Genomic DNA, 21,884 nt, shown 5'->3' on the forward strand with positions numbered 1-21,884 from the left:
GCGTACGCCCGGTCAGACCAGGAATGTAGTCGCAACCGCCGGATCACCGCCGGACAGTTTGAGTCCCTCCCACGGCAGACTCACCAAGCCGCGGGCGAGGAGATCCCGGGATTCGGCGAGGGTGGGCAGGTCCCGCACCTCACCGCCGCGCACCAGCGGGACCAGCAGGTCGCGCACCTCGTAGCCGGCGGGCGCCGGTCGGTCGGCGGTCGCCGGGTAAACGATCTCCTCCACTATGGTCCCGGTGCCGCGAGCCAGGCGCACCGCGCGTTTGGCACCGCCGCGGGATTCCTTGTGACTGGATCGTTTGGCCACCGGCAGCCCGTCGACTTCGACCAGCTTGTAGACCATTCCGGCAGTCGGCGCACCGGAACCGATGACCAACTGGGTACCGACGCCGTAGGCGTCCACCGGTTCGGCCCGCAGTGCCGCGATGGCGTATTCGTCCAGGTCCCCGGACACGATGATCCGGGTCTTCACCGCGCCCAGCTCGTCCAGTTGCCGGCGTACCTGCCGGGCCAGGACGCCGAGGTCACCGGAGTCGATGCGCACGGCACCCAGTTCCGTACCCGCGACCTCGACCGCGAGCGCCACGCCACGGGTGATGTCGAAGGTGTCGACCAACAGAGTGGTGCCGGTGCCGTGCGCCGCCACCTGGCTGCGGAATGCCTCGATCTCGTGTTCGCCGTCGACACCGCTGTGCACCAGGGTGAACGCGTGCGCACTGGTACCCGCGCCGGGCAGGCCGTAGCGGCGGACCGCCTCCAGATTGGAAGTCGCGTGGAAACCCGCCAGGTAGGCCGCCCGCGCGCTGGCGGGTGCGGCCTGCTCGTGGGTGCGGCGCGAACCCATCTCGATCATTCGGCGTCCGTCCGCGGCACTCACCATCCGGGCGGCCGCGGCGGCGATCGCGCTGTCGTGGTTGAACACCGACAGCGCCAGCGTCTCGAGCACCACGCATTCGGCGAAGGTTCCCGTGACCGAGAGGATCGGCGAACCCGGGAAGTACAGCTCGCCTTCCGGATAGCCGTCGATATCGCCGGTGAACCGGTAATCGCGCAACCAGGCGACCGTGTCGGCGCCGAGGAACCGGGCGGCGATCTCCAGTTCCTGCTCACCGAATCGAAAGCGGGCCAGCGCATCGAGGAAACGGCCGGTACCGGCCACGACGCCGTACCTGCGACCGTGCGGCAAACGCCGGGCGAACACTTCGAAGGTGCACCGCCGCGCCGCGGAACCGTCGGCGAGAGCGGCGGCCAGCATGGTGAGCTCGTATTGGTCGGTCAGCAGAGCGGTGCTGCCGGCCGCGTCGCGCAGGTCCACGGGTGTCACTGTAAACAGCCCGTGCCCGCGGCGGGGATGCCCGCCGCGGGCGGTGCCGGGCACCGAACCCGCGCGGCGGCGTGTCGCGACTGGTACGCGACGTCCGGGCAGGCGGGGACGAGCGGCATCGTTGCTGCTCCGGGTGTTGTGAATTACTCCGCGCGTCGTACTCTTGGTTTCATGGCCTTGTGCAACACCGCACCCCGCTCATCGACGGCAGAGGTCCTCCTCGGCGCCCCCGGCGTCACGTTGTCGGCGGCCCAGGCGACACCGGAGGCCGTGGAGTACACCGAGATCCTCGAGGCGGAGGACCGGCCGTGGGTCACTGTGGTCTGGGACGATCCGGTCAACCTCATGCACTACGTCGCCTACATCTTCCAGAAGCTGTTCGGCTACAGCAAAGCCAAGGCGACCGAACTGATGCTCAAGGTGCACAACGAGGGCAAAGCGGTCGTATCGTCGGGATCGCGGGACAAAATGGAACAGGATGTCCGCCGCCTGCACGCGGCAGGCCTGTGGGCGACCATGCAACGAGACGACTGATCGGACGGTTACCGTAGCGACGTGCGTAAATGGAGCCGGAAGAACTCATTGAGCGGTCTCAAACTGCGGTCGGAGATGGACGCGCGCGAAGCCAGTGTGCTGCGCTCGCTGGTCGGAGCGGTTTCGGGTCTGCTGGGTGAACGCGCCTCCTCTGCCCCCGAGGACGAGCTCGCCGCTCTCACCGGTCTGCGCAGCGGTAATACCGCGCCGCCCGACGATCCGCGGCTCGCCCGGCTGCTGCCCGAATTCCATCGCGCCGAACCGGGCTCCCCCGACGCCGAACGAGCCGATCTGAACAGCGCGCTGCGCGGTCTACACGAGCCGGAGATCATCGATGCGAAACTGGCCGCCGCCGGGGTGGTGCTGAACACCCTCCCCGAAGACGGCGGCAAGATCGTGATCACTCCGGAAGAGGCCGACTCCTGGCTCACCGCGCTCACCGATGTCCGGCTGGCCCTCGGCGTGGTACTCGAGATCGACGCCGACACGCCCGAGCAGTTCCCGCCCGATGATCCACGCGCTCCCCATCTGGACGTCTATCACTGGCTGACCTGGATGCAGGACTCCCTGCTGCAGGCGATGGCCCCGTGACCGCCGCGCCCGGAGCGCGCAATGCGCTCACCGATGTGGCGGGCCTGCTCGTCGGCCACCACCACGTACTCGATCCGGACGCGACCCACGGCTCCGGCGCGGCCACCGGTTGCACGGTGGTCCGCGCGCCGGGCGGCGCGGTCGCCGCGGTGGATGTGCGCGGTGGCGGCCCCGGCACTCGGGAGACCGATCTACTCGACCCCGCGAATACGGTCCGGCAGGTACACGCGATTCTGCTCACCGGCGGGAGCGCCTACGGCCTGGCCGCCGCGGACGGGGTGATGCGCTGGCTGGAGGAACACGGCGAAGGGCTGCCCATGTCGCCCGAGGACCCCACTCGCGTGGTCCCGATCGTGCCGGGTGCCGTGATCTTCGACCTTCCGGTCGGCGACTGGAACACCCGCCCCACCGCCGAATTCGGGTATTACGCCGCCGACGCCGCCGGACCCGATTTCCTGCGCGGTTGTGTCGGCGCCGGGACCGGTGCCCAGGCCGGCGCGCTCAAGGGCGGTATCGGCAGCGCCAGTATCCGGTTCGACGAGGGCGTCGCCGCCGGGCTGACCGTGGGCGCGCTGGTCGTCGCCAACCCGGTCGGATCGGTTTTCGACCCGCGCACGGGGATACCGTGGGGCGCGGGCACCGACGGCCCCGAGTACTTCGGCCTGCGGCCCGGTACCGCCGAGGAACTCGCGGCGGCGAACGCGCTGCCGGTCAAGGGCACCGTCCTCAACACCACGATCGGAGTGGTCGCCACCGACGCACCGCTGGACCCGGCCGGATGCCGCCGGCTGGCCACGGTCGCCCACGACGGTCTGGCCCGGGCGGTCCGCCCGGCCCATTCCCCGCTCGACGGGGACACCTTCTTCGCGCTGGCCACCGGCACCGCGACACCGCCGCAGGGGCCCGACCTGCCCGCCGCGTTCCCGGCCGACCTGGCGGTGATCGACGCACTGAGCACCGCCGCCGCGGTCTGCGTCGAACGCGCGGTGGTCGACGCGATCCGTACCGCCCACTCCGTGGCCGGCATCCCGGCCTACAACGACCTGTTCGGTACCTGATCGCCCGCCTCCGGCGGGACGGGCCGGGGACCTGGTGGGCCAGCGTGTGACGAGGGTGTGCGCGAGCAGAGCGGTAGGGGCCGTGCAGGGTGTCGGGAATACCCGAATATCCTCGGCGGTTGTCGGCTGTGACCGGTCGGCGATGGCCGTGACAAGAGGTGGAAGGGTTCGATTGTGCTCGTGATCAGGGCCGACCTGGTGGATGCGATGGTCGCGCACGCGCGCGCCGACCATCCCGACGAGGCCTGCGGCATCATCGCGGGACCCGAGGGGTCCGACCGGCCCGAGCGCTTCGTGGCCATGATGAACGCGGAGCGGTCGCCCACTTTCTACCGTTTCGATTCCGGCGAACAGCTGAAGGTCTGGCGGGCCATGGACGACGCCGACGAGGAGCCGGTGGTGATCTACCACTCCCACACCGCCACCGAGGCCTATCCCAGTCGTACCGATATCTCCTACGCCTCCGAGCCCGGTGCCCACTACGTGCTGATCTCCACCCGCGACGCCAGGCGGCACGAGCTGCGCAGTTACCGGATCGTCGACGGCGAGGTCACCGAGGAGCCGGTACAGATCGTCGACGCCTACGAAACCGTCTGACCGCCACATTTTCCGATCCACGACCGAGTACAAGCGAGGAGCAGCACCATGCCGGTCACCGTGTCCATCCCGACCATCATGCGTACCCACACCGGAGGCGAGAAGCGCGTCGCGGCCGAGGGGTCCACACTCGCCGCGGTGATCGACAACCTCGAGGCCAACCACCCGGGGCTGGCCGAGCGGCTGCTCAAGGAGGGCAAGCTGAACCGGTACGTCAACATCTATGTCGACGACGAGGACGTGCGGTTCTCCGGCGGCCTGGAGACCGCCGTGGGCGAGGGCTCGACCGTGACGATCCTGCCGGCCGTCGCGGGCGGGGCCCGATAATTCCGTGGCACGCTACGAGTCACTGATCGCGACCCTCGGGAACACCCCGCTGGTCGGTCTGCGCACTCTGTCCCCGCAGTGGGAGGGCGAGCAGCCGGTACGGCTGTGGGCCAAGCTCGAGGACCGCAACCCCACCGGGTCCATCAAGGATCGTCCCGCGCTGCGCATGATCGAGCAGGCCGAGGCCGACGGCCGGCTGACCCCGGGCTGCACCATCCTGGAACCCACCAGCGGCAACACCGGGATCTCGCTGGCCATGGCGGCGAAACTCAAGGGATACCGCCTGGTGTGTGTGATGCCGGAGAACACCTCGGTGGAGCGCCGGCAACTGCTCACCATGTTCGGTGCCGAGATCATCGACTCGCCGGCGGCGGGCGGTTCGAACCAGGCGGTGGCCCGCGCCAAGGAGATCGCCGCCGCGAACCCGGCCTGGGTGATGCTCTACCAGTACGGCAACCCCGCCAACGCGCTCGCGCATTACGAGACCACCGGCCCGGAGATTCTCGCCGATCTGCCCGAGATCACCCATTTCGTCGCCGGTCTGGGCACCACCGGCACCTTGATGGGAACCGGGCGGTTCCTGCGCGAGAAGGTCCCGAACATCGAGATCGTCGCGGCCGAACCACGCTACGGCGAACTGGTCTACGGTCTGCGCAACATCGACGAGGGCTTCATCCCCGAGCTGTACGACGAATCGGTACTCACCAGCCGGTTCTCCGTGGGCCCCTACGACGCCGTGCGCCGCACCCGCGAATTGGTGCTCGAAGAGGGCATCTTCGCCGGTATCTCCACCGGCGCCATCCTGCACGCCGCACTCGGGGTCGCCCGTAAGGTGGTCGCCGCGGGCCGCCGCGCCGATATCGCTTTCGTGGTGGCCGACGGCGGCTGGAAATATCTGTCCACCGGCGCCTACGACGGCACCCTCGAAGAAGCCGAGGAACGCCTCGACGGCCAGCTCTGGGCTTGAGACCGCGCCGGCTCGGTACCCTCGGAAGCGACGCGCCGGTACCTGTGGCGCGTGACGAGGAGGAGATCGTCATGACCGGTGGTGGGCCGCTGGGCGCTTCGTTCGACCCCGACCGTATCGCCGCACTCCGGCCCCCGCCGGGCGGTGGACCGGTTCCCGGCGGCTCGGGTTCGGGCGGGTTCGCCACCACCCGTCGCACCTGGTCGCGGGCCGGGATCCTGACCGTTGCGTTCCTGGTGGTGCTGTACCTGATCGAGTTCGTCGACGCGGTGATCGACTCGTCCATCGATCGGACGCTGGGCATCGAACCTCGCGAGGTCGACGGCCTGGACGGGATCGCCTTCGCGCCCCTGCTGCACCACGGCTGGGACCATCTGATCGGCAACTCCCTGCCCGTGCTGATTCTCGGTTTCCTCACCCTGGCCACCGGCATTCGCCGCGGACTGGCCGCCACCGCGATCGTCTGGCTCGTCGCCGGTGTGGGCACCTGGCTGACCGGTGGCGAGAACACCGTGCACGTCGGCGCGTCCTCGCTGGTCTTCGGCTGGCTCATCTATCTCATCTGCCGCGGCTGGTTCGCCCGGCAGCTCGGGCAGATCGTACTGGGCCTGGTGGTCCTGGTCCTCTATGGTTCACTGCTGTGGGGCGTCCTACCCGGTCAAGACGGAATCTCCTGGCAGGGACACCTTTTCGGCGCTATGGGTGGACTGTTCGCCGGGTGGGTACTCTCCAGTGATGAACGTCGACACCGTCGTCAACTCCACACCGGGTCACTCGCCTCACCCCGGTGACCGTGGGTGCGGCCAGTATTTTCGGGGGATGCGGTCTTGAATCGGGAAACCTCGTGGCAGCATGGTGACATGCGCCTCACCGTCCTCGGGTGCTCGGGCAGTGTGTCCGGCCCGGATTCCCCCGCGTCGGGTTATCTGCTCACCGGTCCGGATATGTCGCCGGTGGTCATCGATTTCGGACCGGGCATCCTCGGTGCGCTGCAGCGATTCGCCGATCCGGGCGAGGTGTCGATCTTCCTCACCCATCTGCACGCCGATCACTGCCTCGACCTTCCCGGGCTGCTGGTGTGGCGGCGCTACCATCCGGCACCCCCCGCCGGGCGAGCGATCGTCCGCGGTCCCTCGGACGCCCCGCTGCGGATCGGTAATGCCTCGGCCGAGATCGGCGGGGAATGCGACGACTGGTCCGATGTGATCGATTTCCGCCCGTGGAAAGAGGACGAGACGGTGGAGTTCGGTCCCGGGCACACCCTCACCGCCCGGCGGATGTTCCACCCGCCGGAGTCCTACGGTCTGCGGATCACCACCGCCGCCGGCCGTACCTTCGTCTACACCGGCGATACCGCGGTCTGCCCGGCGGTCCAGGAACTCGCCCGGGGCGCCGATGTCCTGCTGGCGGAGGCGTCCTGGACCCATGACCCCGCCAATCGCCCGGCGGGTGTTCACCTTTCGGGCACCGAAGCCGGCCGTATCGCCGCCGAGGCGGGGGTCGGCGAACTCCTGCTCACCCATATTCCGCCGTGGACCTCCCGCGAAGACGTCATCGCCGAGGCCAAGGCCGAGTTCACCGGGCCCGTGCACGCGGTCACCCCCGGCGAGTCCTTCGACCTGTAGACCCAGGCATGTCCCGGCACGGGTACCCCACTACGCTGAGCCCGTGTCGAGACGAGCCGATGGCAGGGCGGACGACGAACTCCGCGAGGTACGGATAACTCGAGGTTTCACCACGCACCCGGCGGGTTCGGTGCTGGTGGAGTTCGGGCAGACCCGGGTGATGTGCACGGCGAGCGTCACCGAGGGGGTGCCGCCGTGGCGACGTGACTCGGGTCTGGGCTGGCTCACCGCCGAATACGCGATGCTGCCGGCCGCCACCCACACCCGCAGCGGCCGGGAATCGGTCAAGGGGAAGGTCGGCGGGCGCACCCAGGAGATCAGCCGGCTGGTCGGCCGCTCCCTGCGGGCCTGTATCGACCTCGCCGCCATCGGGGAGAACACCATCGCCGTCGACTGTGATGTGCTGCAGGCCGACGGCGGCACCCGGACCGCCGCGATCACCGGCGCCTATGTGGCGCTCGCGGACGCGATCACCTATCTGGGGGCGGCCGGGGCGCTGGCGGATCCGCAACCCATCTCCTGCGCCATCGCCGCGGTGAGTGTCGGTGTGGTGGACGGACGGGTCCGGCTCGACCTCCCCTACGAGGAGGATTCGCGGGCCGAGGTCGATATGAACGTGGTCGCCACCGATACCGGCACCCTGGTGGAGATCCAGGGCACCGGTGAGGGTGCGACCTTCCCGCGGTCCACTCTCGACAAACTGCTCGATTCGGCGCTGGCCGGGTGCGAACAGCTGTTCGCCGTCCAGAAGGAAGCGCTGGCCCTGCCCTATCCGGGCGTACTGCCGACGGCCACCGAGAACCCGAAGAAGAAGTGATGACGCGTCGGGTCCTGCTCGCCAGTCGCAACGCCAAGAAATTGACCGAACTGCGCCGCATCCTCCACGAGGCCGGAATCGAGGGTCTGGAGATCGTGGGCCTCGACGATGTGCCGGAGTATCCGGAAGCTCCGGAGACGGGGGCGACCTTCGAGGAGAACGCGCTGGCCAAGGCACGCGACGGCGCCCGCGCCACGCGGTTGCCCTGTATCGCCGACGATTCCGGTATCGCGGTGGATGCGCTCAACGGTATGCCCGGAGTGCTGTCGGCGCGCTGGTCGGGCCGACACGGTGACGATGCCGCGAACAACGCGCTGTTGCTGGCGCAATTGTCCGATACACCCGATGAACGCCGCGGCGCGAGTTTCGTCTCCGCGTGCGCGCTGGTGATCCCGGCGGGCGCGGAGATCGTGGTGCGCGGCGAATGGCCGGGCACCATCGCGCGGGAGCCGCAGGGCGACGGTGGGTTCGGTTACGACCCGCTGTTCCATCCCGACGGCGGCGAACTCAGCGCCGCCCAGCTCACCCCGGCGCAGAAGGACGGGGCGTCTCATCGTGGCCGCGCGCTGGCTCAGCTCCTGCCGGCGCTCGCCGCGCTGGCGGGCTGAGTCCCGCGCCGGGTGGTCAGACCCCGAAGTCGCGCTTGACCTGCTGGGTGTTGCGGTGCTCGACGAAGAACGACAGCAGCGGGATCGTACCCGCGAGCAGCGTGCCGACGGTGCGTTTGATCGGCCAGCGCACCTTGACCGCAAGATCCGCGGTGAGGATCAGGTAGATGAAATACGCCCAGCCGTGTACCACCGCGATCCAACTGGGCGTATCCACACCGAAGCCGTATTTGGCGATCATCTCGGCGGTGAGGAACAGCAGCCACAGACCGGTGACCCAGGCCAGGACGCGATAGCGCAGTAGCGCGCCCGCGATCCGCCGGTCGCCGGTCGGCGCGGCGGCGCCGGCCTCGGGTGTGGTGGTGGCGTTTTCGCTCGCGGTCAACCCGCGCTCCTCTCGGTTTCGCGGGCCGGGCCCGCGGTGCTGCCCGCGGCGCCGTCGGCGGCGTTCAAACGGGCCAGGTAGCTGTTGTATTCGGCGAGCACCGGATCGTCGTCGCGGGCGGCTCGCGGGCGTTCGGGCAGGAAACCGGCCGGGATCTCCCGCGGACCGGCCGCCGGGACACCGCGCCGGCCGGCGAACAGGCCGGTGCGGGTGTTCGAGGGGCCGGATTCGGTGTCCGGCGTGTTCGCGCCCGGTTCGGCGCTCACCCCGGACGGTTCGGTACCGGCGGTCTCTGTTTCCAGCCGCACGAAGCGGAAGTAGGCGAACAACGCGAACCCGGCGAACAGCGGCCACTGCAGCGCGTACCCGAGGTTCTGCGCGGTGCCGCTCGCCGAAGAGAACCGCTCCCACTGCCACCAGCCGAGGGCCAGCGCTGCCAGTGCCAGCACGACCACCAGCAGGACCAGGGCCGGGCGGTGCACGGTGCGGCGAGGTGTTGCGGACACGGCTACCACGGTACCCGTCTACTACACGGACCGTAGTGTGAGGTGGGTATCGCGGCAGCCGGTATCGCCGCCGGTCAGAACTTGTAGACGACCCCGGTGAGACGTTCGGACTCCGCCCACAGGCGCTGCCACAGGTCGGTGTTCTTGGACAGGCGGGTGGACGGGGACGCCTCCACCGGGCCCTGGGACTGGAACAACCGGGTCGGGCCCCAATACGTATCGGGATCGGCGTCGGGTGTGGTGGCCGCGAACAGCGTCGAATGCGCCGCCTTCGCCGGCGCGTGCCCGACCAGCCGGATCACCGGTTTGCTGACCCAGTCCAGCGGCGTTTCGGTGCGGGTGAACAGTTCGGTGGCCGATACCCCCGGGTGCACCCCGTAGGAACGTTTGGCCGAGCCGGACGCCGCCAGCCGGCGCTGGAGTTCGCGCGCGAACATCAGGTTCGACAGTTTGGCCTGGGCGTAGGCGAGGTTGCGCTGGTAGCGGCGGTTCTCGTAGTTCAGGTCGTCGACCCAGAACTTGGGGGTCTGCTTGTGGGCGATACTGGCCAGGGTCACGACCCGGTCGCGCATCCGGTCCAGTAGCAACCCGGTCAGCGCGAAATGGCCGAGATGGTTCACCCCGAACTGAGTTTCGAAACCGTCCACGGTCCGCGAGAACGGTACGTTCATCAGGCCGGCATTGTTGACGAGCACATCGAATTCCTCGGTCTGCTCGGCGAATTCCCGGACCGAGGACAGGTCGGCCAGGTCCAGCCGGCGGACCAGGAGGTCGCCGCCGATGGCATCGGCGACCTCCTGTGCTTTCTCGGTGTTTCGGCAGGCCATCACGACGGTGGCTCCTTTGCCGGCGAGTACTTTTGTGGTCTCGGCTCCGAGTCCGCCGTTGGCGCCGGTGACGACGAATGTGCGTCCGCGCTGGTCGGCTATCTGATCAGGTTTCCACGCCATGGTCCGACCTTACTTCCGAGTAAGATGACTGGGAAGTGCGGCACACACCTGTCGAGCGGGCAGGACAAGCCGGGCCGCGGCTGAGCGCACGGCTGTCGGTGCGGCGCAGTAGGCTGCCCGAGTGCCCGAACTCCCGCCCGTTTCCGAGCTGCTGGCGACCGCTGTGACCGCACTCGGCGGTAAGGAACGGCCCGGTCAGATGACCATGGCCGCGGCGGTGGACAACGCCATCGAGAACAAAGAGCATCTGGCCGTCCAGGCGGGAACGGGCACCGGGAAATCACTCGCCTATCTGGTGCCCAGCCTGCGATACGCGGTGCGTACCGGGCGCACGGTGGTGATCTCCACCGCGACCATCGCGCTCCAGCGCCAGCTGGTGGACCGCGATCTCCCCCGCCTCGCCCAGGCGCTGACGAAACCGCTGGGCCGCACGCCGGAGTTCGCGATCCTCAAGGGCCGCAACAACTACCTGTGCCTGAACAAGATCAACAGCGCCGTCCCGGAAGAGCCCGCCGAGGCCGAACTGTTCGACGCGTTCGCGGTCTCGCGGCTCGGCCGCGAAGTGAAACGGCTCAACGAATGGGCCTCCGATACCGAGACCGGCGATCGCGACGAACTCACCCCGGGCGTCGGCGACCGTGCCTGGCGGCAGGTGAGCGTGTCCGCGCGCGAATGCCTGGGCAAATCACGCTGCCCGTTCGGGCAGGACTGTTTCGCCGAGCGGGCCCGGGCGGAATCGGCGCAGGCCGATATCGTCGTCACCAATCACGCGCTGCTGGCCATCGACGCCATCAGCGGTGTGCAGGTACTGCCCGAACACGATCTCGTGGTGGTCGACGAGGCGCACGAACTCGTCGACCGGGTCACGGGGATCGCGACCGCCGAGTTGTCCGCCACCGCCATCAGCACCGCGGCCCGGCGCTGCGCGAAACTCATCGACGAACGGGAGGTCGACCGGCTGGAGGAGGCCGCCGAGGCCTGGCACACCGCGCTCGACGAGCTGCCGCCAACCCGCTGGGACACGCTGCCCGAGGGCGTCGCCGGGGTGCTGGCGCTCGTGCGGGACGCCGCCTGGAATGCCCGCACCGCGCTCAATCCGCAGGGCTCCGGGCCCGGCAACGACCCCGAGACCGCCGCCGGCCGCAATATGGCCATCGCGGGGGTGGAGGAGATCCACGACAGCGCGGTCCGCGCGCTCACCGCCTTCGACGAACCGGACCCGGCGGTCCGCCGCGATGTGGTGTGGCTGTCGGCCGACGAGATCCGCGGCGTCACCCGGCGGACCCTGCGCATGGCCCCGCTGGCCGTGGGCGGGCTGTTGCGCAGTCAACTGTTCGGCGCCGCGACGGTCGTCCTCACCTCGGCTACGCTGCAGATCGGCGGAAACTTCGACGGTCTGGCCCGCACCTGGGGTCTGCCGCCGCAATCGAACAGCCGCGTCGATCCGGCGACGGCCAACAGCGCCGAGGCACCGAGCGACGCCGACACCGTGCGCTGGACCTCGCTCGACGTCGGTTCGCCGTTCGACCACGCCAGATCCGGGATTCTTTACGTCGCCAAACATCTGCCGGCCCCGGGCCGCGACGGCCTGCCCCCCGCCTATCTCGACGAGATCGAGCGGCTGGTGGGCGCCGCGGGCGGACGCACCCTGGGACTCTTTTCGTCCATGCGGGCGGCGAAGGCGGCCACCGAGGTGCTGCGCAAACGCCTGGACACCCCGATCCTGTGCCAGGGCGAGGATTCCACCGGCGCCCTGGTGCGCAAATTCGCCGACGACCCGGAGACTTCGCTGTTCGGCACCCTCTCGCTCTGGCAGGGCGTCGACGTGCCCGGTCCCTCGCTGAGTCTGGTGATCTTGGACCGTATCCCCTTCCCCAGGCCCGACGATCCCCTGCTGGCGGCCCGGCAGCGCGCCGTGGAATCGCGCGGCGGCAACGGTTTCCTCACCGTCGCCGCGAGCCACGCGGCCCTGCTGCTGGCCCAGGGCACCGGGCGGTTGCTGCGCAGCGTCGACGACCGCGGCGTCGTGGCCATCCTCGATCCCCGGCTGGCCACCGCACGCTACGGCGGTTTCCTGCGCGCCTCCCTGCCCCCGTACTGGGAGACGGCCGACCCGGCCGTAGTGGAGAAGGCACTACGCCGGCTCTCCGCCGCCGCGACGGTCTGATCCGGTCCGAGGTCTACAGCGCCGCTTTGAAGATCAGGGTGAGCACCGCGGCGACCACGGCGACCACCACCGCGGTCAGTCCCCACACCAGGCCTCCGCGCGCCCACCGGCGGCGGCCGTCCACCGAGAAACGGCCCGGGCCGGTGAACGCCAGGGCCGCCGCCGCCGTGGCGTAGAGCAGGCCGGTCTCATAACCCTTGCCGGTGAGCAGCCCGCCATCGAAGGTCGTATGGATGATGACGATGGTGGTGCCCAGTACGATGGCCGCGCCCAGCAGAGACAACGCGCCGAGCGCCAGCAGCAGCCCGCCCGTGAATTCACTGAGCCCGGCCAGCGTGCCGAAGAAGCTGCCCGGGTTGAAGCCCATCTGCTCGAAAGCGGAATTATTGGCGCTCAGACCCGGACCGTCGAACCATCCGAAAAGTTTCTGGCTGCCGTGTGCGGCGATGAGCAGACCGAAGACCAGCCGCAGAATCAGGAGGCCGATATCGGTGGACAGAGATCGGTCTCGGGTCGCCGGTACCGCGGTGCGGTCCAACGTCGACTCGACTGTCATATGAACCCCTCCAAGCTATCCGGATAGTTAGCCACGGAAACAAACGGACCGAGGTCCTCTTGTCAAGGTTATCGGTTGCCGGCCCGGCCCCCTCACAGGCTATTCCGCCAGGAAGAAGAAATATGCGAGGAAGATCAGGGTCAGCACCCACATCACCGGATGCACCTCGCGGAATCGGCCGCGGGCCACCATCACCACCGGGTAGAAGATCATTCCCATGGCCAGTCCGTTCGCGATGGAATACGTCAACGGCATCATCACGATGGTGATGAACGCCGGTACCGCGAACTCCAGCCGGGTCCAGTCGATCTCCCCCAGCGACCGGGCCATGAGCACCCCGACCACGATCAGCGCGGCCGCGGTCACCGCCCCCGACGCCGCCACCACCGAGAAGATCGGGTAGCAGAACATCGCCACCGCGAACCAGGCGGCCGTCGCCACCGCGGTCAGTCCGGTCCTACCGCCCGCGGACACACCGGCTGTCGATTCCACATACGCCGTGGTCGTGGAGGTGCCGATCACCGCCCCGGCCATGGTGCCCACCGCGTCGGCCGACAGTGCGCTCGCGGCCCGTGGCAGCTCTCCCTTGCTGTTCAGCAGGCCCGCCTGGTTGGCGACCCCGATGAGCGTGCCCGATGCGTCGAAGAAATCGACGAACAGCATGGTCAGCACCACCACGGCCATCTGCGCGGTGAACGCGTCGGGCAAATGGACGATCGCCTGCCCGAAGGTCTGGTCCAGCCCCCGGGGCAGAGCCGCGACACCGTCGGGCACATCCACCAGACCGGCGACCATCCCGACCACCGCCGTCAGCACGATGCCGTACAGCACCGCCCCGTGCCAGCCGCGGACCAGGAAGATCACCGTGACCACCAGGCCGAACAGTGCCAGCACCGTGGTGCCCTGGGTGAAATCGCCGAGTTTTACCAGCGTCGAATCACTGTCGACCACGATGCCCGCGTTCTTGAACCCGAGAAACGCCACGAACACGCCGACACCGGCCGCGACCGCGAGCTTCAGCTGCAACGGGATCGCGTTCAGGATCTTCTCCCGGATCCTGGTCACCGCGAGCACGAAGAAGATCACCCCTGACAGGAATGTGCCCGACAGCGCGACCTGCCACGGAATGCCCATACCCAGCACCACCGAGAACGCGAAGAACGCGTTCAGGCCCATCCCCGGCGCCAGCGCGATCGGGTACCGGGCCCACAATCCCATGACCAAGGACCCGGCCACCGCCGAGACCGCGGTCGCGGTGAACACGGCCTGGGCCGGGATCCCCTGCTCGCCCAGCGCGCCCTGATCACCGAGGATCGACGGGTTGACCGCCAGCACGTAGCACATGGCAAGGAATGTCACCGTGCCCGCCATGAGCTCGCGGCGCATGGTCGACCCGTGCACCCCGACAGCGAAATAGGTATCGATCCGCCCGCGGGTCCGGGTCAGAAGATCGGTGGCCATCAGACCTCCAGTCGGCTGGACAAGACACCCGCCCGAGCGCGGGCGGGGAGCGGACCGGAGTCCGGCAGGAACTCGCCGGGCACCGCTCCGGCCGACACCCGGCGCGTACGCACCGAACCGAACCGGAAGAGGCGACAGCCTCGTATGCCCCCTACCGGTGAGCGCAGTACACAGCGGGAGGTCCGGCGCCCGGCAGCGCCAGTGTGGAACGGTATCCGATCCCTGTTCGAACCGAAGTCGCCACCCACCCCGACGCATGTGACCCCGGCGCCGTCGGTCAGGCGTTGACCACTCGGCCCAGCTCCGCGGGTGTGGCCAGCAGATCGTGTGCCGGCAGCACCCGGACCGTGTAGCCGACAGCGCCCGAGCGCGGTAGCGGAGTCTCGACGCCGAAGATCGTGAGCGGGGATTCGGCGGACTCCACTCCGGTGCATGACATCGCGACGGTACTGGTGTCGGTCAGCTCGTCGTCCGGCGAGACCCGTCCCAGCACGGCCTGGACCGTCACCTCGCCGGGTTCGAGACCACCGAGGTCCACCCGCGCGGTCAACGACAGCGGCGTCCCGATCACGGGGGTGTCCGCAAGACCGGCCGCATCCACCTGCACCACCCGAACACGCGGCCACGCGTTGTCCAGCCGCCTGCGGTAGTCGGCGATCTCCCGGGCACCCCGCAGGTCCTCTGCGGTGACTCGCCGGGACGCCGCGGCGGCCGGCACGTAGTACCGCTCGGTGTACTCGCGCACCATCCGGTCCGCGAGCACAACCGGTCCGAGAACGCGCAGCGTGTGGCGCACCATCTCGACCCAGCGGCCCGGAACACCGGACCCGTCACGCTCGTAGAAGCGCGGCGCCACCGTCCGCTCCATCAGCTCGTAGAGTGCGTTCGCCTCCAGATCGTCGCGACGCTCGTCGTCGGACACGCCGTCGGCTGTCGGGATCGCCCACCCGTTCTCGCCGTCGAACATCTCGTCCCACCAGCCGTCCCGAATCGACAGGTTCAACCCACCATTGAGCGCCGATTTCATCCCGGACGTACCGCACGCCTCCAGCGGCCGCAGCGGATTGTTCAACCACACATCACAACCCCAGTACAGGTACCGGGCCATCGACATGTCGTAGTCGGGCAGGAACACGATCCGGTGGCGCACCGCCGAATCGTCGGCGAACCGCACCACCTGCTGGATCAGCGCCTTACCGCCCTCGTCCGCGGGATGGCTCTTACCCGCCACCACCAACTGCACCGGCCGGTCGGGATCCAGCAGCAGATCCCGCAATCGCCGCGGATCGCGCAACATCAGGGTCAGCCGCTTGTAGGTCGGAACCCGGCGGGCGAAGCCGATGGTCAGCACCTCGGGGTCGAATACCGAATCCACCCACGACAGTTCGGCATCCGCCGCTCCCCGCTGCCGCCACGACTCGCGCAACCGCCGCCGCACCTCCCGCACCAGCTTCGCGCGCAGCGTCCCGCGGATCTCCCAGAGCCGCTCCGGCGACGGCTCCTCCAGCGCCTCCCGGATCCGGGGACCGTCGCCGGTATCGAGCCCCTCCCCCCATTCCCGGGCGGCCCAGGTGGGTGCGTGCACACCATTGGTCACCGAACCGATCGGCACTTCGGCGGCATCGAAACCGGGCCACAGCGAGTCGAACATGCTCCGGCTCACCGCGCCGTGCAGGCGGGAGACCCCGTTCGCGCGCTGCGCCAGCCGCAAACCCATATGGGCCATGTTGAATACCGCGGGATCGTCCTCCCGGCCCAGCGCGATGATCCGGTCCACCGTGATCCCGGGCAGCAGCGGCGATTCCGATTCCCCGGACGACCCGCCGAAATACCGGTGTACCAGCGATACCGGAAACCGGTCGATCCCGGCCGGCACCGGCGTATGGGTGGTGAACACGGTCCCCGCGCGCACCGCCGCCAGCGCGGTATCGAAATCGTGGCCCGCGGCCAGATACTCCCGGATCCGCTCCAGCCCCAGGAAACCCGCGTGCCCCTCGTTCATATGGAAGACCTCAGGGTCCGGGAGACCGGCTGCCGCGGTGTAGGCCCGGACCGCCCGGACTCCGCCGATGCCGGCGAGGATCTCCTGTTCGATCCGGTGTCCTTGGTCGCCACCGTAGAGCCGGTCGGTCACCGACCGCAGCTGCGGATCGTTGGCCGCGATATCGGAGTCGAGCAGCAGCAGCGGCACCCGCCCCACCTGCGCGATCCATACCCGCGCCGTCAGCACGCGCCGGTCCGGCATCGCCACGTGCACCAGCACCGGCGCGCCGTCGGCGGTCAACAACCGCAACGGCAGCCCTTGCGGATCCAGCGCCGGATACCGCTCGGCCTGCCGGCCGTCGGCGGTCAGCGACTGCCGGAAATACCCGGCCCCGTACAGCAGCCCCACCCCGATCAGCGGCAACCCCAGATCCGATGCCGCCTTCAGATGGTCCCCGGCCAGGATGCCGAGCCCACCCGAATAGATGGGCAGCGCCTCGGTCACCCCGAACTCCATCGAGAAGTAGGCGATCCCCCGCACCCCCGCATCCGGGGCCGGGCGATCCAGATATGCCCGCAAATCCGCGGCCGCCGCGTCCACCCGCGCACAGAATTCCGCGTCGCCGGCGAGTTGGTCCAACCGCTGCGGCGGCACCTCCCCCAGCATCCGGACCGGGTCGTGCCCGGTCTCGGTCCACCGGCGCGGATCCATCGCGGCGAACACATCCTGGGTCGGACCGTGCCACGACCAGCGCAGATTGGTGGAGAGCCCGTCCAGCGCGGCCAGCCGCTCCGGCAGGTGGGCGCGGACGGTGAACCGACGCAGTGCCTTCATCCGCCCGAGCTTAGCTGTGGATATCTGCGCGCCTTCGGCGCGCAGGCCGGGGCCCTGTGACGCCGGTTGTTCACTCCGCCGCTGGAGTCGCCGCGCTGTCGCTCCAGAGCCGGGGGCGGGCCCCGACCATGGAGGTGGACCGCCCAGAGAAGGTAGGAGAGGCACTCCGCCGAGTTCATTCGCGCCGGTTTCCGCTACCGGTGTCGTTGCCAATAACGTGGGGAGGATGACCGGCCGCATCGCCATCGATGACACCGCCCCGCACGTCCCCGGCGGCTACCCGGCGAAGGCCGTGGTCGGGGAGGTCTTCCCGGTGCGGGCCGTGGTGTGGCGGGACGGTCACGGCGCGGTGGGCGCCACCCTGGCGGTGCGGGCGCCGGGCTCGTCGCGGTCGATACGGGTCCCGATGACCCCCGACTACGAACCCGATGTCTTCAACGGTGTCTTCACGCCGACAGCGCCCGGGATGTGGCATTTCCGGGTCGAGGGCTGGGCGGATTCCATCGCGACCTGGCGGTCGGCGGTGGAGGTGAAACTGGCGGTCGGGCAGAGCGCGGCGGATCTGGACAACGATCTGGAGATCGGCGCCCGGCTGCTGGACCGGGCGGCGCAGGCGGTGCCGAAGCAGGAGTTCGAGCGGCTGCGGGCCGCCGCGGCCGCGCTCCGCGGCACCGATCCGCTCCCGGCGCGGGTGGCTCCGGCATTCACCGACGAGGTCACCGAGATCCTGCGGCGGACGCCGCTACGGGAGTTGCTCACGCGCGGGCCGCAATTCTCGGTGCTGGTGGAGCGCCCGCGGGCCCGCACCGGGTCCTGGTACGAGTTCTTCCCCCGCTCGACCGGCGGGCGCGACGCCGACGGGTCCCCGGTGCACGGCACCTTCGCGACCGCCGCGAACGAACTACCCCGGATCGCGTCGATGGGGTTCGATGTGGTCTACCTGCCGCCGATCCACCCCATCGGCGCGGTGAACCGCAAAGGCCGTAACAACGCGCTCACCGCCGGCCCCGACGATGTCGGCTCACCATGGGCGATCGGTTCGGCCGAGGGCGGTCACGATGCGTTCCACCCGCAACTGGGTACCGAGGCCGATTTCACCGCCTTCGTCCACACCGCGACGGAGCTCGGCCTCGAGGTCGCGCTGGACCTGGCCCTGCAGTGCGCGCCCGACCATCCGTGGGTGAGCGCGCATCCTGAATGGTTCACCACGCTGCCCGACGGCACCATCGCCTACGCCGAGAACCCGCCCAAGAAGTACCAGGACATCTATCCGCTCGATTTCGACCACGACCCGGACGGCCTGTACGCCGAGATCCTGCGGGTGGTGCGGTACTGGATCGGGTTGGGTGTGAAGATCTTCCGGGTCGACAACCCGCACACGAAACCGGCCGATTTCTGGGAGTGGCTGCTCGCCACGGTGCGCCGCACCGATCCGGACGTGATCTTCCTGTCCGAGGCGTTCACCTATCCCGCGCGGCTCTACGGTCTGGCCCGACGCGGTTTCAGTCAGTCCTACACCTACTTCACCTGGCGCACGCACAAACACGAACTCACCGAATTCGGTTCGGAACTCGCCGCCAAAGCCGACGAAGCACGGCCCAACCTCTTCGTCAACACGCCCGACATCCTGCACGAGAGCCTGCAGCACGGCGGTCCGGGAATGTTCGCGATTCGCGCGGTCCTGGCCGCGACCCTGGGCCCCAGCTGGGGGGTGTACTCGGGTTACGAACTGTACGAGCACCGGGCGGTGCGCCCGGGTAGCGAGGAGTATCTGGATTCGGAGAAGTACGAACTGCGCCCGCGCCCGTTCGCCGAGGCCCGCGCCCGGGGCGAATCCCTGGAACCACTGCTGACCCGGCTCAACGAGATCCGCCGCCGCCATCCGGCGTTACAGCAACTGCGCTGCCTGCACTTCCACCATATCGACAACGACAACCTGCTCGCGTACTCGAAGACAGACCCGGCCACCGGCGACGCGGTTCTCGTGGTGGTGAACCTGAATCCCTTCACCGCCGAACAGGGCATGCTGTCGCTGGACCTGCCCGCCGTCGGCCGGGAATGGCACGACCATCCGGTGGTGCACGACGAGATCAGCGGCGAGCAGTACCACTGGGCGCAGACCAACTACATCCGGCTCGATCCCGCGCACGCGGTCGCCCACATCATCGCGCTGCCTCCGGTGCCCCATCACGCCCGCGCCGCCCTGGCGTACCGGCGCGGGTTCCGGTGACGCCGTGATGGATCGCCGCGACCTGCTACTCCTCGCCGCGGGCACCCATCCGGACCCGCATACGGTGCTCGGCGCGCACCCGCACCCCGACGGCACCGCTGTCCGGGTGTTGCGACCCGCCGCGGAGTCGGTGTCGGTGCTGGTCGGCGGGGTCGAACATCTGCTGGACTCCCTGGGATACGGAATCTTCACCGCCGTGCTGCCGTATCCGGAGATCCTCGATTACCGCATCGTCACCGTGCACCCCCATCGACCGGCCACCGTGACCGCCGACGGCTACCGCTTCCTGCCCACCCTCGGCGAACTGGACCTGCACCTCATCGGCGAGGGCCGGCACGAACGACTGTGGGAGGTACTGGGCGCGCATCCGCGTACCTATCGGGGGCTCGACGGTGAAGTCGCCGGTGTCTCCTTCGCGGTCTGGGCGCCGAACGCCCGCGGCGTCACCGTGTTCGGCGATTTCGACCGCTGGCAGGGCGGTACCTGGCCGATGCGCTCGCTCGGGAGCTCCGGAGTGTGGGAGGTCTTCGTACCCGGCGCCGCGCCCGGCGACCGTTACAAATACCGGGTGCGCGGGGCCGACGGACGGATCACCGATCACGCCGACCCGGTCGCGTTCGCCACCGAGGTGCCACCGGCCACCGCCTCCGTCGTCACCACGACGGAGCACCGATGGACCGACCAGGACTGGCTCACCGCGCGTAGCCACACCGATCCGGCGCGTGCGCCGTTCAGTGTCTTCGAAGTGCATCTCGCATCCTGGCGGCCGGGACTGGACTACCGCGAACTCGCCACCGAACTCAGCGAATACGTACGCGGGCTCGGTTTCACCCATGTCGAACTGCTCCCCGTGGCCGAACATCCCTTCGGCGGATCCTGGGGATACCAGGTCAGCTCGTACTACGCCCCCACCGCACGCTTCGGCAGCCCGGACGACTTCCGCGCCTTCGTCGACCATATGCACGCCGCCGGTATCGGCGTCATCCTCGACTGGGTTCCCGCGCATTTCCCGCGCGACGCCTGGGCGCTGGCGCGTTTCGACGGCACCCCCCTGTACGAGCACCCGGACCCGCGCCGCGGCGAACAGCCCGAATGGGGCACCTACGTGTTCGACTACGGACGGCCCGAAGTGCGCAACTTCCTGGTCGCCAACGCCCGGTTCTGGGTCGAGGAGTTCCATATCGACGGCCTGCGCGTCGACGCGGTCGCGGCCATGCTCTACCTCGACTACGCCCGGCCAAGCGGCGGCTGGGAACCCAATGTCCACGGCGGCCGCGAGAACCTGGAGGCCGTCGCCTTCCTCACCGAACTCAACGACAGTCTGCGCACCTCCTATCCGGGTGTGGTCACCATCGCCGAGGAATCCACCACCTGGGCCGGCGTCACCCGCGCCACCGAGGTCGGCGGGCTCGGTTTCTCCATGAAATGGAATATGGGCTGGATGCACGACACACTCGGCTATCTGGGCCGAGATCCCGTGCACCGCACCTGGCACCACAACGAGATCACCTTCTCGCTCATGTACGCGTGGAGCGAGAACTACGTCCTGCCCATCAGTCACGACGAGGTCGTGCACGGCAAGGGCACACTGTGGACCCGGATGCCCGGCGACGAGTTCGCCAAAGCCGGCGGGGTCCGCGCATTGCTCGCCTATATGTGGGCCCACCCGGGCAAGCAACTGCTGTTCATGGGCCAGGAGTTCGGGCACTACCGCGAATGGTGGCACGACCACAGTCTCGACTGGCACGAACTCGACAATCCGCTGCACCGCGGTATCCAGCTGCTGGTCGCCGACCTCAACCGTGTCTACCGCGACCATCCCGCACTCTGGAGCCAGGACACCACCCCCGGCGGCCACTCCTGGATCACCGCCGACGACCGGGATTCCAACGTCCTGGCGTTCCTGCGCCACGGCGCCGACGGCAGCACGGTCGCCTGTATATGCAATTTCTCCGGCACCACCTACCGCGACTACCGGATCGGCCTGCCCGCGGCGGGGCACTGGGCAGAAATCCTGAACACCGATGCGCTCGAGTACGGCGGCACCGGCTCGGGCAACCTCGGCATGGTCCACGCCGACCCGGTGAGCCGCCACGACCGCCCCGCCTCGGCCGCGCTCACGCTGGGCCCGCTCAGCGTCATCTGGCTGACCCCCGCCCCTGAATAGCCGCTACCGCCACCGAAGAGCGACGGCCGGCGCGCATCGATTCCCCAAGGGCCGGAGCACACTCGAGGATCGGAGATATCTTGCTGGTGCCCACTGCCCCATGCGTTGCCTCCATAGCCTGCCATCTGCCGGCGCCGAGTTCCGCGAGGCCCTGAAAGGGTCGAGGCCCGTCCCGCCGTTCAGGCCTC

At 69.0% G+C, this 21,884-nt stretch carries 20 protein-coding genes; 13 read left to right on the forward strand and 7 right to left on the reverse strand.

Going from position 1 to position 21,884, the window contains the following annotated elements; translation table 11 throughout:
• Positions 1-12 precede the first annotated feature (12 nt).
• Positions 13-1,263 (reverse strand): nicotinate phosphoribosyltransferase, encoded by a 1,251-nt coding sequence (locus NS4_RS18795; protein ID WP_245665531.1) that lies wholly within the window; start codon positions 1,261-1,263, stop codon positions 13-15.
• Positions 1,264-1,503: 240 nt separating this feature from the next.
• Between NS4_RS18795 and clpS the strand changes: the two genes are divergently transcribed.
• From clpS to rdgB, 10 genes are all read left to right on the forward strand, one after another.
• Positions 1,504-1,866 (forward strand): ATP-dependent Clp protease adapter ClpS, encoded by a 363-nt coding sequence (gene clpS, locus NS4_RS18800; protein WP_063060823.1) that lies wholly within the window; start codon positions 1,504-1,506, stop codon positions 1,864-1,866.
• 21 nt (positions 1,867-1,887) lie between these two features.
• Positions 1,888-2,457: an oxidative stress transcriptional regulator AosR gene (aosR, locus tag NS4_RS18805; RefSeq protein WP_063060824.1), complete on the forward strand. Its 570-nt coding sequence runs from the start codon at positions 1,888-1,890 to the stop codon at positions 2,455-2,457.
• Complete coding sequence (locus tag NS4_RS18810; protein ID WP_063060825.1) at positions 2,454-3,515, forward strand: P1 family peptidase; 1,062 nt, start codon at positions 2,454-2,456, stop codon at positions 3,513-3,515. Before aosR ends, NS4_RS18810 begins: the two co-directional genes overlap by 4 nt.
• Positions 3,516-3,689: 174 nt before the next feature.
• Positions 3,690-4,112 carry a M67 family metallopeptidase gene (locus NS4_RS18815; RefSeq protein ID WP_063060826.1) on the forward strand — a complete coding sequence of 141 codons (423 nt, stop codon included), beginning with the start codon at positions 3,690-3,692 and terminating at the stop codon, positions 4,110-4,112.
• A 48-nt stretch (positions 4,113-4,160) separates the two neighbouring features.
• On the forward strand, positions 4,161-4,439 hold the full coding sequence (locus NS4_RS18820) for a MoaD/ThiS family protein (protein WP_063060827.1): 279 nt from the start codon (positions 4,161-4,163) through the stop codon (positions 4,437-4,439).
• Positions 4,440-4,443: 4 nt separating this feature from the next.
• Positions 4,444-5,406, forward strand: coding sequence for a PLP-dependent cysteine synthase family protein (locus NS4_RS18825; protein WP_063060828.1), 963 nt, complete (start codon positions 4,444-4,446; stop codon positions 5,404-5,406).
• Between the two features lie 71 nt (positions 5,407-5,477).
• Positions 5,478-6,197: a rhomboid family intramembrane serine protease gene (locus NS4_RS18830; protein WP_084487494.1), complete on the forward strand. Its 720-nt coding sequence runs from the start codon at positions 5,478-5,480 to the stop codon at positions 6,195-6,197.
• A gap of 69 nt (positions 6,198-6,266) precedes the next feature.
• Entirely contained in the window at positions 6,267-7,031 is a 765-nt protein-coding gene (locus tag NS4_RS18835; protein ID WP_063060829.1) for a cyclic nucleotide-degrading phosphodiesterase, read from the forward strand.
• 43 nt (positions 7,032-7,074) lie between these two features.
• Positions 7,075-7,848: a ribonuclease PH gene (rph, locus tag NS4_RS18840; protein WP_063060830.1), complete on the forward strand. Its 774-nt coding sequence runs from the start codon at positions 7,075-7,077 to the stop codon at positions 7,846-7,848.
• On the forward strand, positions 7,848-8,456 hold the full coding sequence (rdgB, locus tag NS4_RS18845; protein ID WP_063060831.1) for an RdgB/HAM1 family non-canonical purine NTP pyrophosphatase: 609 nt from the start codon (positions 7,848-7,850) through the stop codon (positions 8,454-8,456). The genes rph and rdgB overlap by 1 nt, the downstream gene beginning before the upstream one ends.
• Before the next feature lie 16 nt (positions 8,457-8,472).
• Here the strand turns inward: rdgB and NS4_RS18850 are convergent, their stop codons facing one another.
• The 3 genes from NS4_RS18850 to NS4_RS18860 all read right to left on the reverse strand — a co-directional run bounded on the left by NS4_RS18850 (position 8,473) and on the right by NS4_RS18860 (position 10,297).
• On the reverse strand, positions 8,473-8,772 hold the full coding sequence (locus NS4_RS18850; RefSeq protein WP_245665535.1) for a DUF3817 domain-containing protein: 300 nt from the start codon (positions 8,770-8,772) through the stop codon (positions 8,473-8,475).
• A gap of 65 nt (positions 8,773-8,837) precedes the next feature.
• Positions 8,838-9,347 (reverse strand): hypothetical protein, encoded by a 510-nt coding sequence (locus tag NS4_RS18855; protein ID WP_063060833.1) that lies wholly within the window; start codon positions 9,345-9,347, stop codon positions 8,838-8,840.
• A 74-nt stretch (positions 9,348-9,421) separates the two neighbouring features.
• Complete coding sequence (locus tag NS4_RS18860) at positions 9,422-10,297, reverse strand: oxidoreductase (protein ID WP_063060834.1); 876 nt, start codon at positions 10,295-10,297, stop codon at positions 9,422-9,424.
• A gap of 121 nt (positions 10,298-10,418) precedes the next feature.
• On the opposite strand from NS4_RS18860, the gene NS4_RS18865 reads away from it, so the two are divergent.
• A complete protein-coding gene (locus NS4_RS18865; RefSeq protein WP_063060835.1) occupies positions 10,419-12,464 on the forward strand; it encodes an ATP-dependent DNA helicase in 2,046 nt (681 codons plus the stop codon).
• A gap of 13 nt (positions 12,465-12,477) precedes the next feature.
• Here the strand turns inward: NS4_RS18865 and NS4_RS18870 are convergent, their stop codons facing one another.
• The 3 genes from NS4_RS18870 to glgP form a co-directional block, all read right to left on the reverse strand.
• Entirely contained in the window at positions 12,478-13,020 is a 543-nt protein-coding gene (locus NS4_RS18870; RefSeq protein WP_063060836.1) for a DoxX family protein, read from the reverse strand.
• A 99-nt stretch (positions 13,021-13,119) separates the two neighbouring features.
• Complete coding sequence (locus NS4_RS18875) at positions 13,120-14,481, reverse strand: NCS2 family permease (protein ID WP_063060837.1); 1,362 nt, start codon at positions 14,479-14,481, stop codon at positions 13,120-13,122.
• A 277-nt stretch (positions 14,482-14,758) separates the two neighbouring features.
• Positions 14,759-17,299, reverse strand: a complete 2,541-nt coding sequence (glgP, locus tag NS4_RS18880; RefSeq protein ID WP_174552109.1) for an alpha-glucan family phosphorylase — start codon at positions 17,297-17,299, stop codon at positions 14,759-14,761.
• Between the two features lie 226 nt (positions 17,300-17,525).
• On the opposite strand from glgP, the gene NS4_RS18885 reads away from it, so the two are divergent.
• Positions 17,526-19,529 carry an alpha-1,4-glucan--maltose-1-phosphate maltosyltransferase gene (locus NS4_RS18885; RefSeq protein WP_063060838.1) on the forward strand — a complete coding sequence of 668 codons (2,004 nt, stop codon included), beginning with the start codon at positions 17,526-17,528 and terminating at the stop codon, positions 19,527-19,529.
• 7 nt (positions 19,530-19,536) lie between these two features.
• A complete protein-coding gene (glgB, locus tag NS4_RS18890; RefSeq protein ID WP_063060839.1) occupies positions 19,537-21,696 on the forward strand; it encodes a 1,4-alpha-glucan branching protein GlgB in 2,160 nt (719 codons plus the stop codon).
• The last annotated feature ends 188 nt before the right edge of the window (positions 21,697-21,884 follow it).

Source organism: Nocardia sienata NBRC 100364 (assembly GCF_001613205.1).
GTDB classification, from domain to species: domain Bacteria; phylum Actinomycetota; class Actinomycetes; order Mycobacteriales; family Mycobacteriaceae; genus Nocardia; species Nocardia sienata.

Excerpts from the sequence above, each read along its gene's own strand:
- glgB (WP_063060839.1), top strand. The coding sequence starts at position 19,537 with ATGGATCGCCGCGACCTGCTACTCCTCGCCGCGGGCACCCATCCGGAC.
- rdgB (WP_063060831.1), top strand. The coding sequence starts at position 7,848 with ATGACGCGTCGGGTCCTGCTCGCCAGTCGCAACGCCAAGAAATTGACC.
- NS4_RS18885 (WP_063060838.1), top strand. The coding sequence starts at position 17,526 with ATGACCGGCCGCATCGCCATCGATGACACCGCCCCGCACGTCCCCGGC.
- NS4_RS18860 (WP_063060834.1), bottom strand. The coding sequence starts at position 10,297 with ATGGCGTGGAAACCTGATCAGATAGCCGACCAGCGCGGACGCACATTC.
- NS4_RS18835 (WP_063060829.1), top strand. The coding sequence starts at position 6,267 with ATGCGCCTCACCGTCCTCGGGTGCTCGGGCAGTGTGTCCGGCCCGGAT.
- NS4_RS18870 (WP_063060836.1), bottom strand. The coding sequence starts at position 13,020 with ATGACAGTCGAGTCGACGTTGGACCGCACCGCGGTACCGGCGACCCGA.
- clpS (WP_063060823.1), top strand. The coding sequence starts at position 1,504 with ATGGCCTTGTGCAACACCGCACCCCGCTCATCGACGGCAGAGGTCCTC.
- NS4_RS18795 (WP_245665531.1), bottom strand. The coding sequence starts at position 1,263 with ATGCTGGCCGCCGCTCTCGCCGACGGTTCCGCGGCGCGGCGGTGCACC.
- NS4_RS18820 (WP_063060827.1), top strand. The coding sequence starts at position 4,161 with ATGCCGGTCACCGTGTCCATCCCGACCATCATGCGTACCCACACCGGA.
- glgP (WP_174552109.1), bottom strand. The coding sequence starts at position 17,299 with ATGAAGGCACTGCGTCGGTTCACCGTCCGCGCCCACCTGCCGGAGCGG.
- NS4_RS18875 (WP_063060837.1), bottom strand. The coding sequence starts at position 14,481 with ATGGCCACCGATCTTCTGACCCGGACCCGCGGGCGGATCGATACCTAT.
- NS4_RS18830 (WP_084487494.1), top strand. The coding sequence starts at position 5,478 with ATGACCGGTGGTGGGCCGCTGGGCGCTTCGTTCGACCCCGACCGTATC.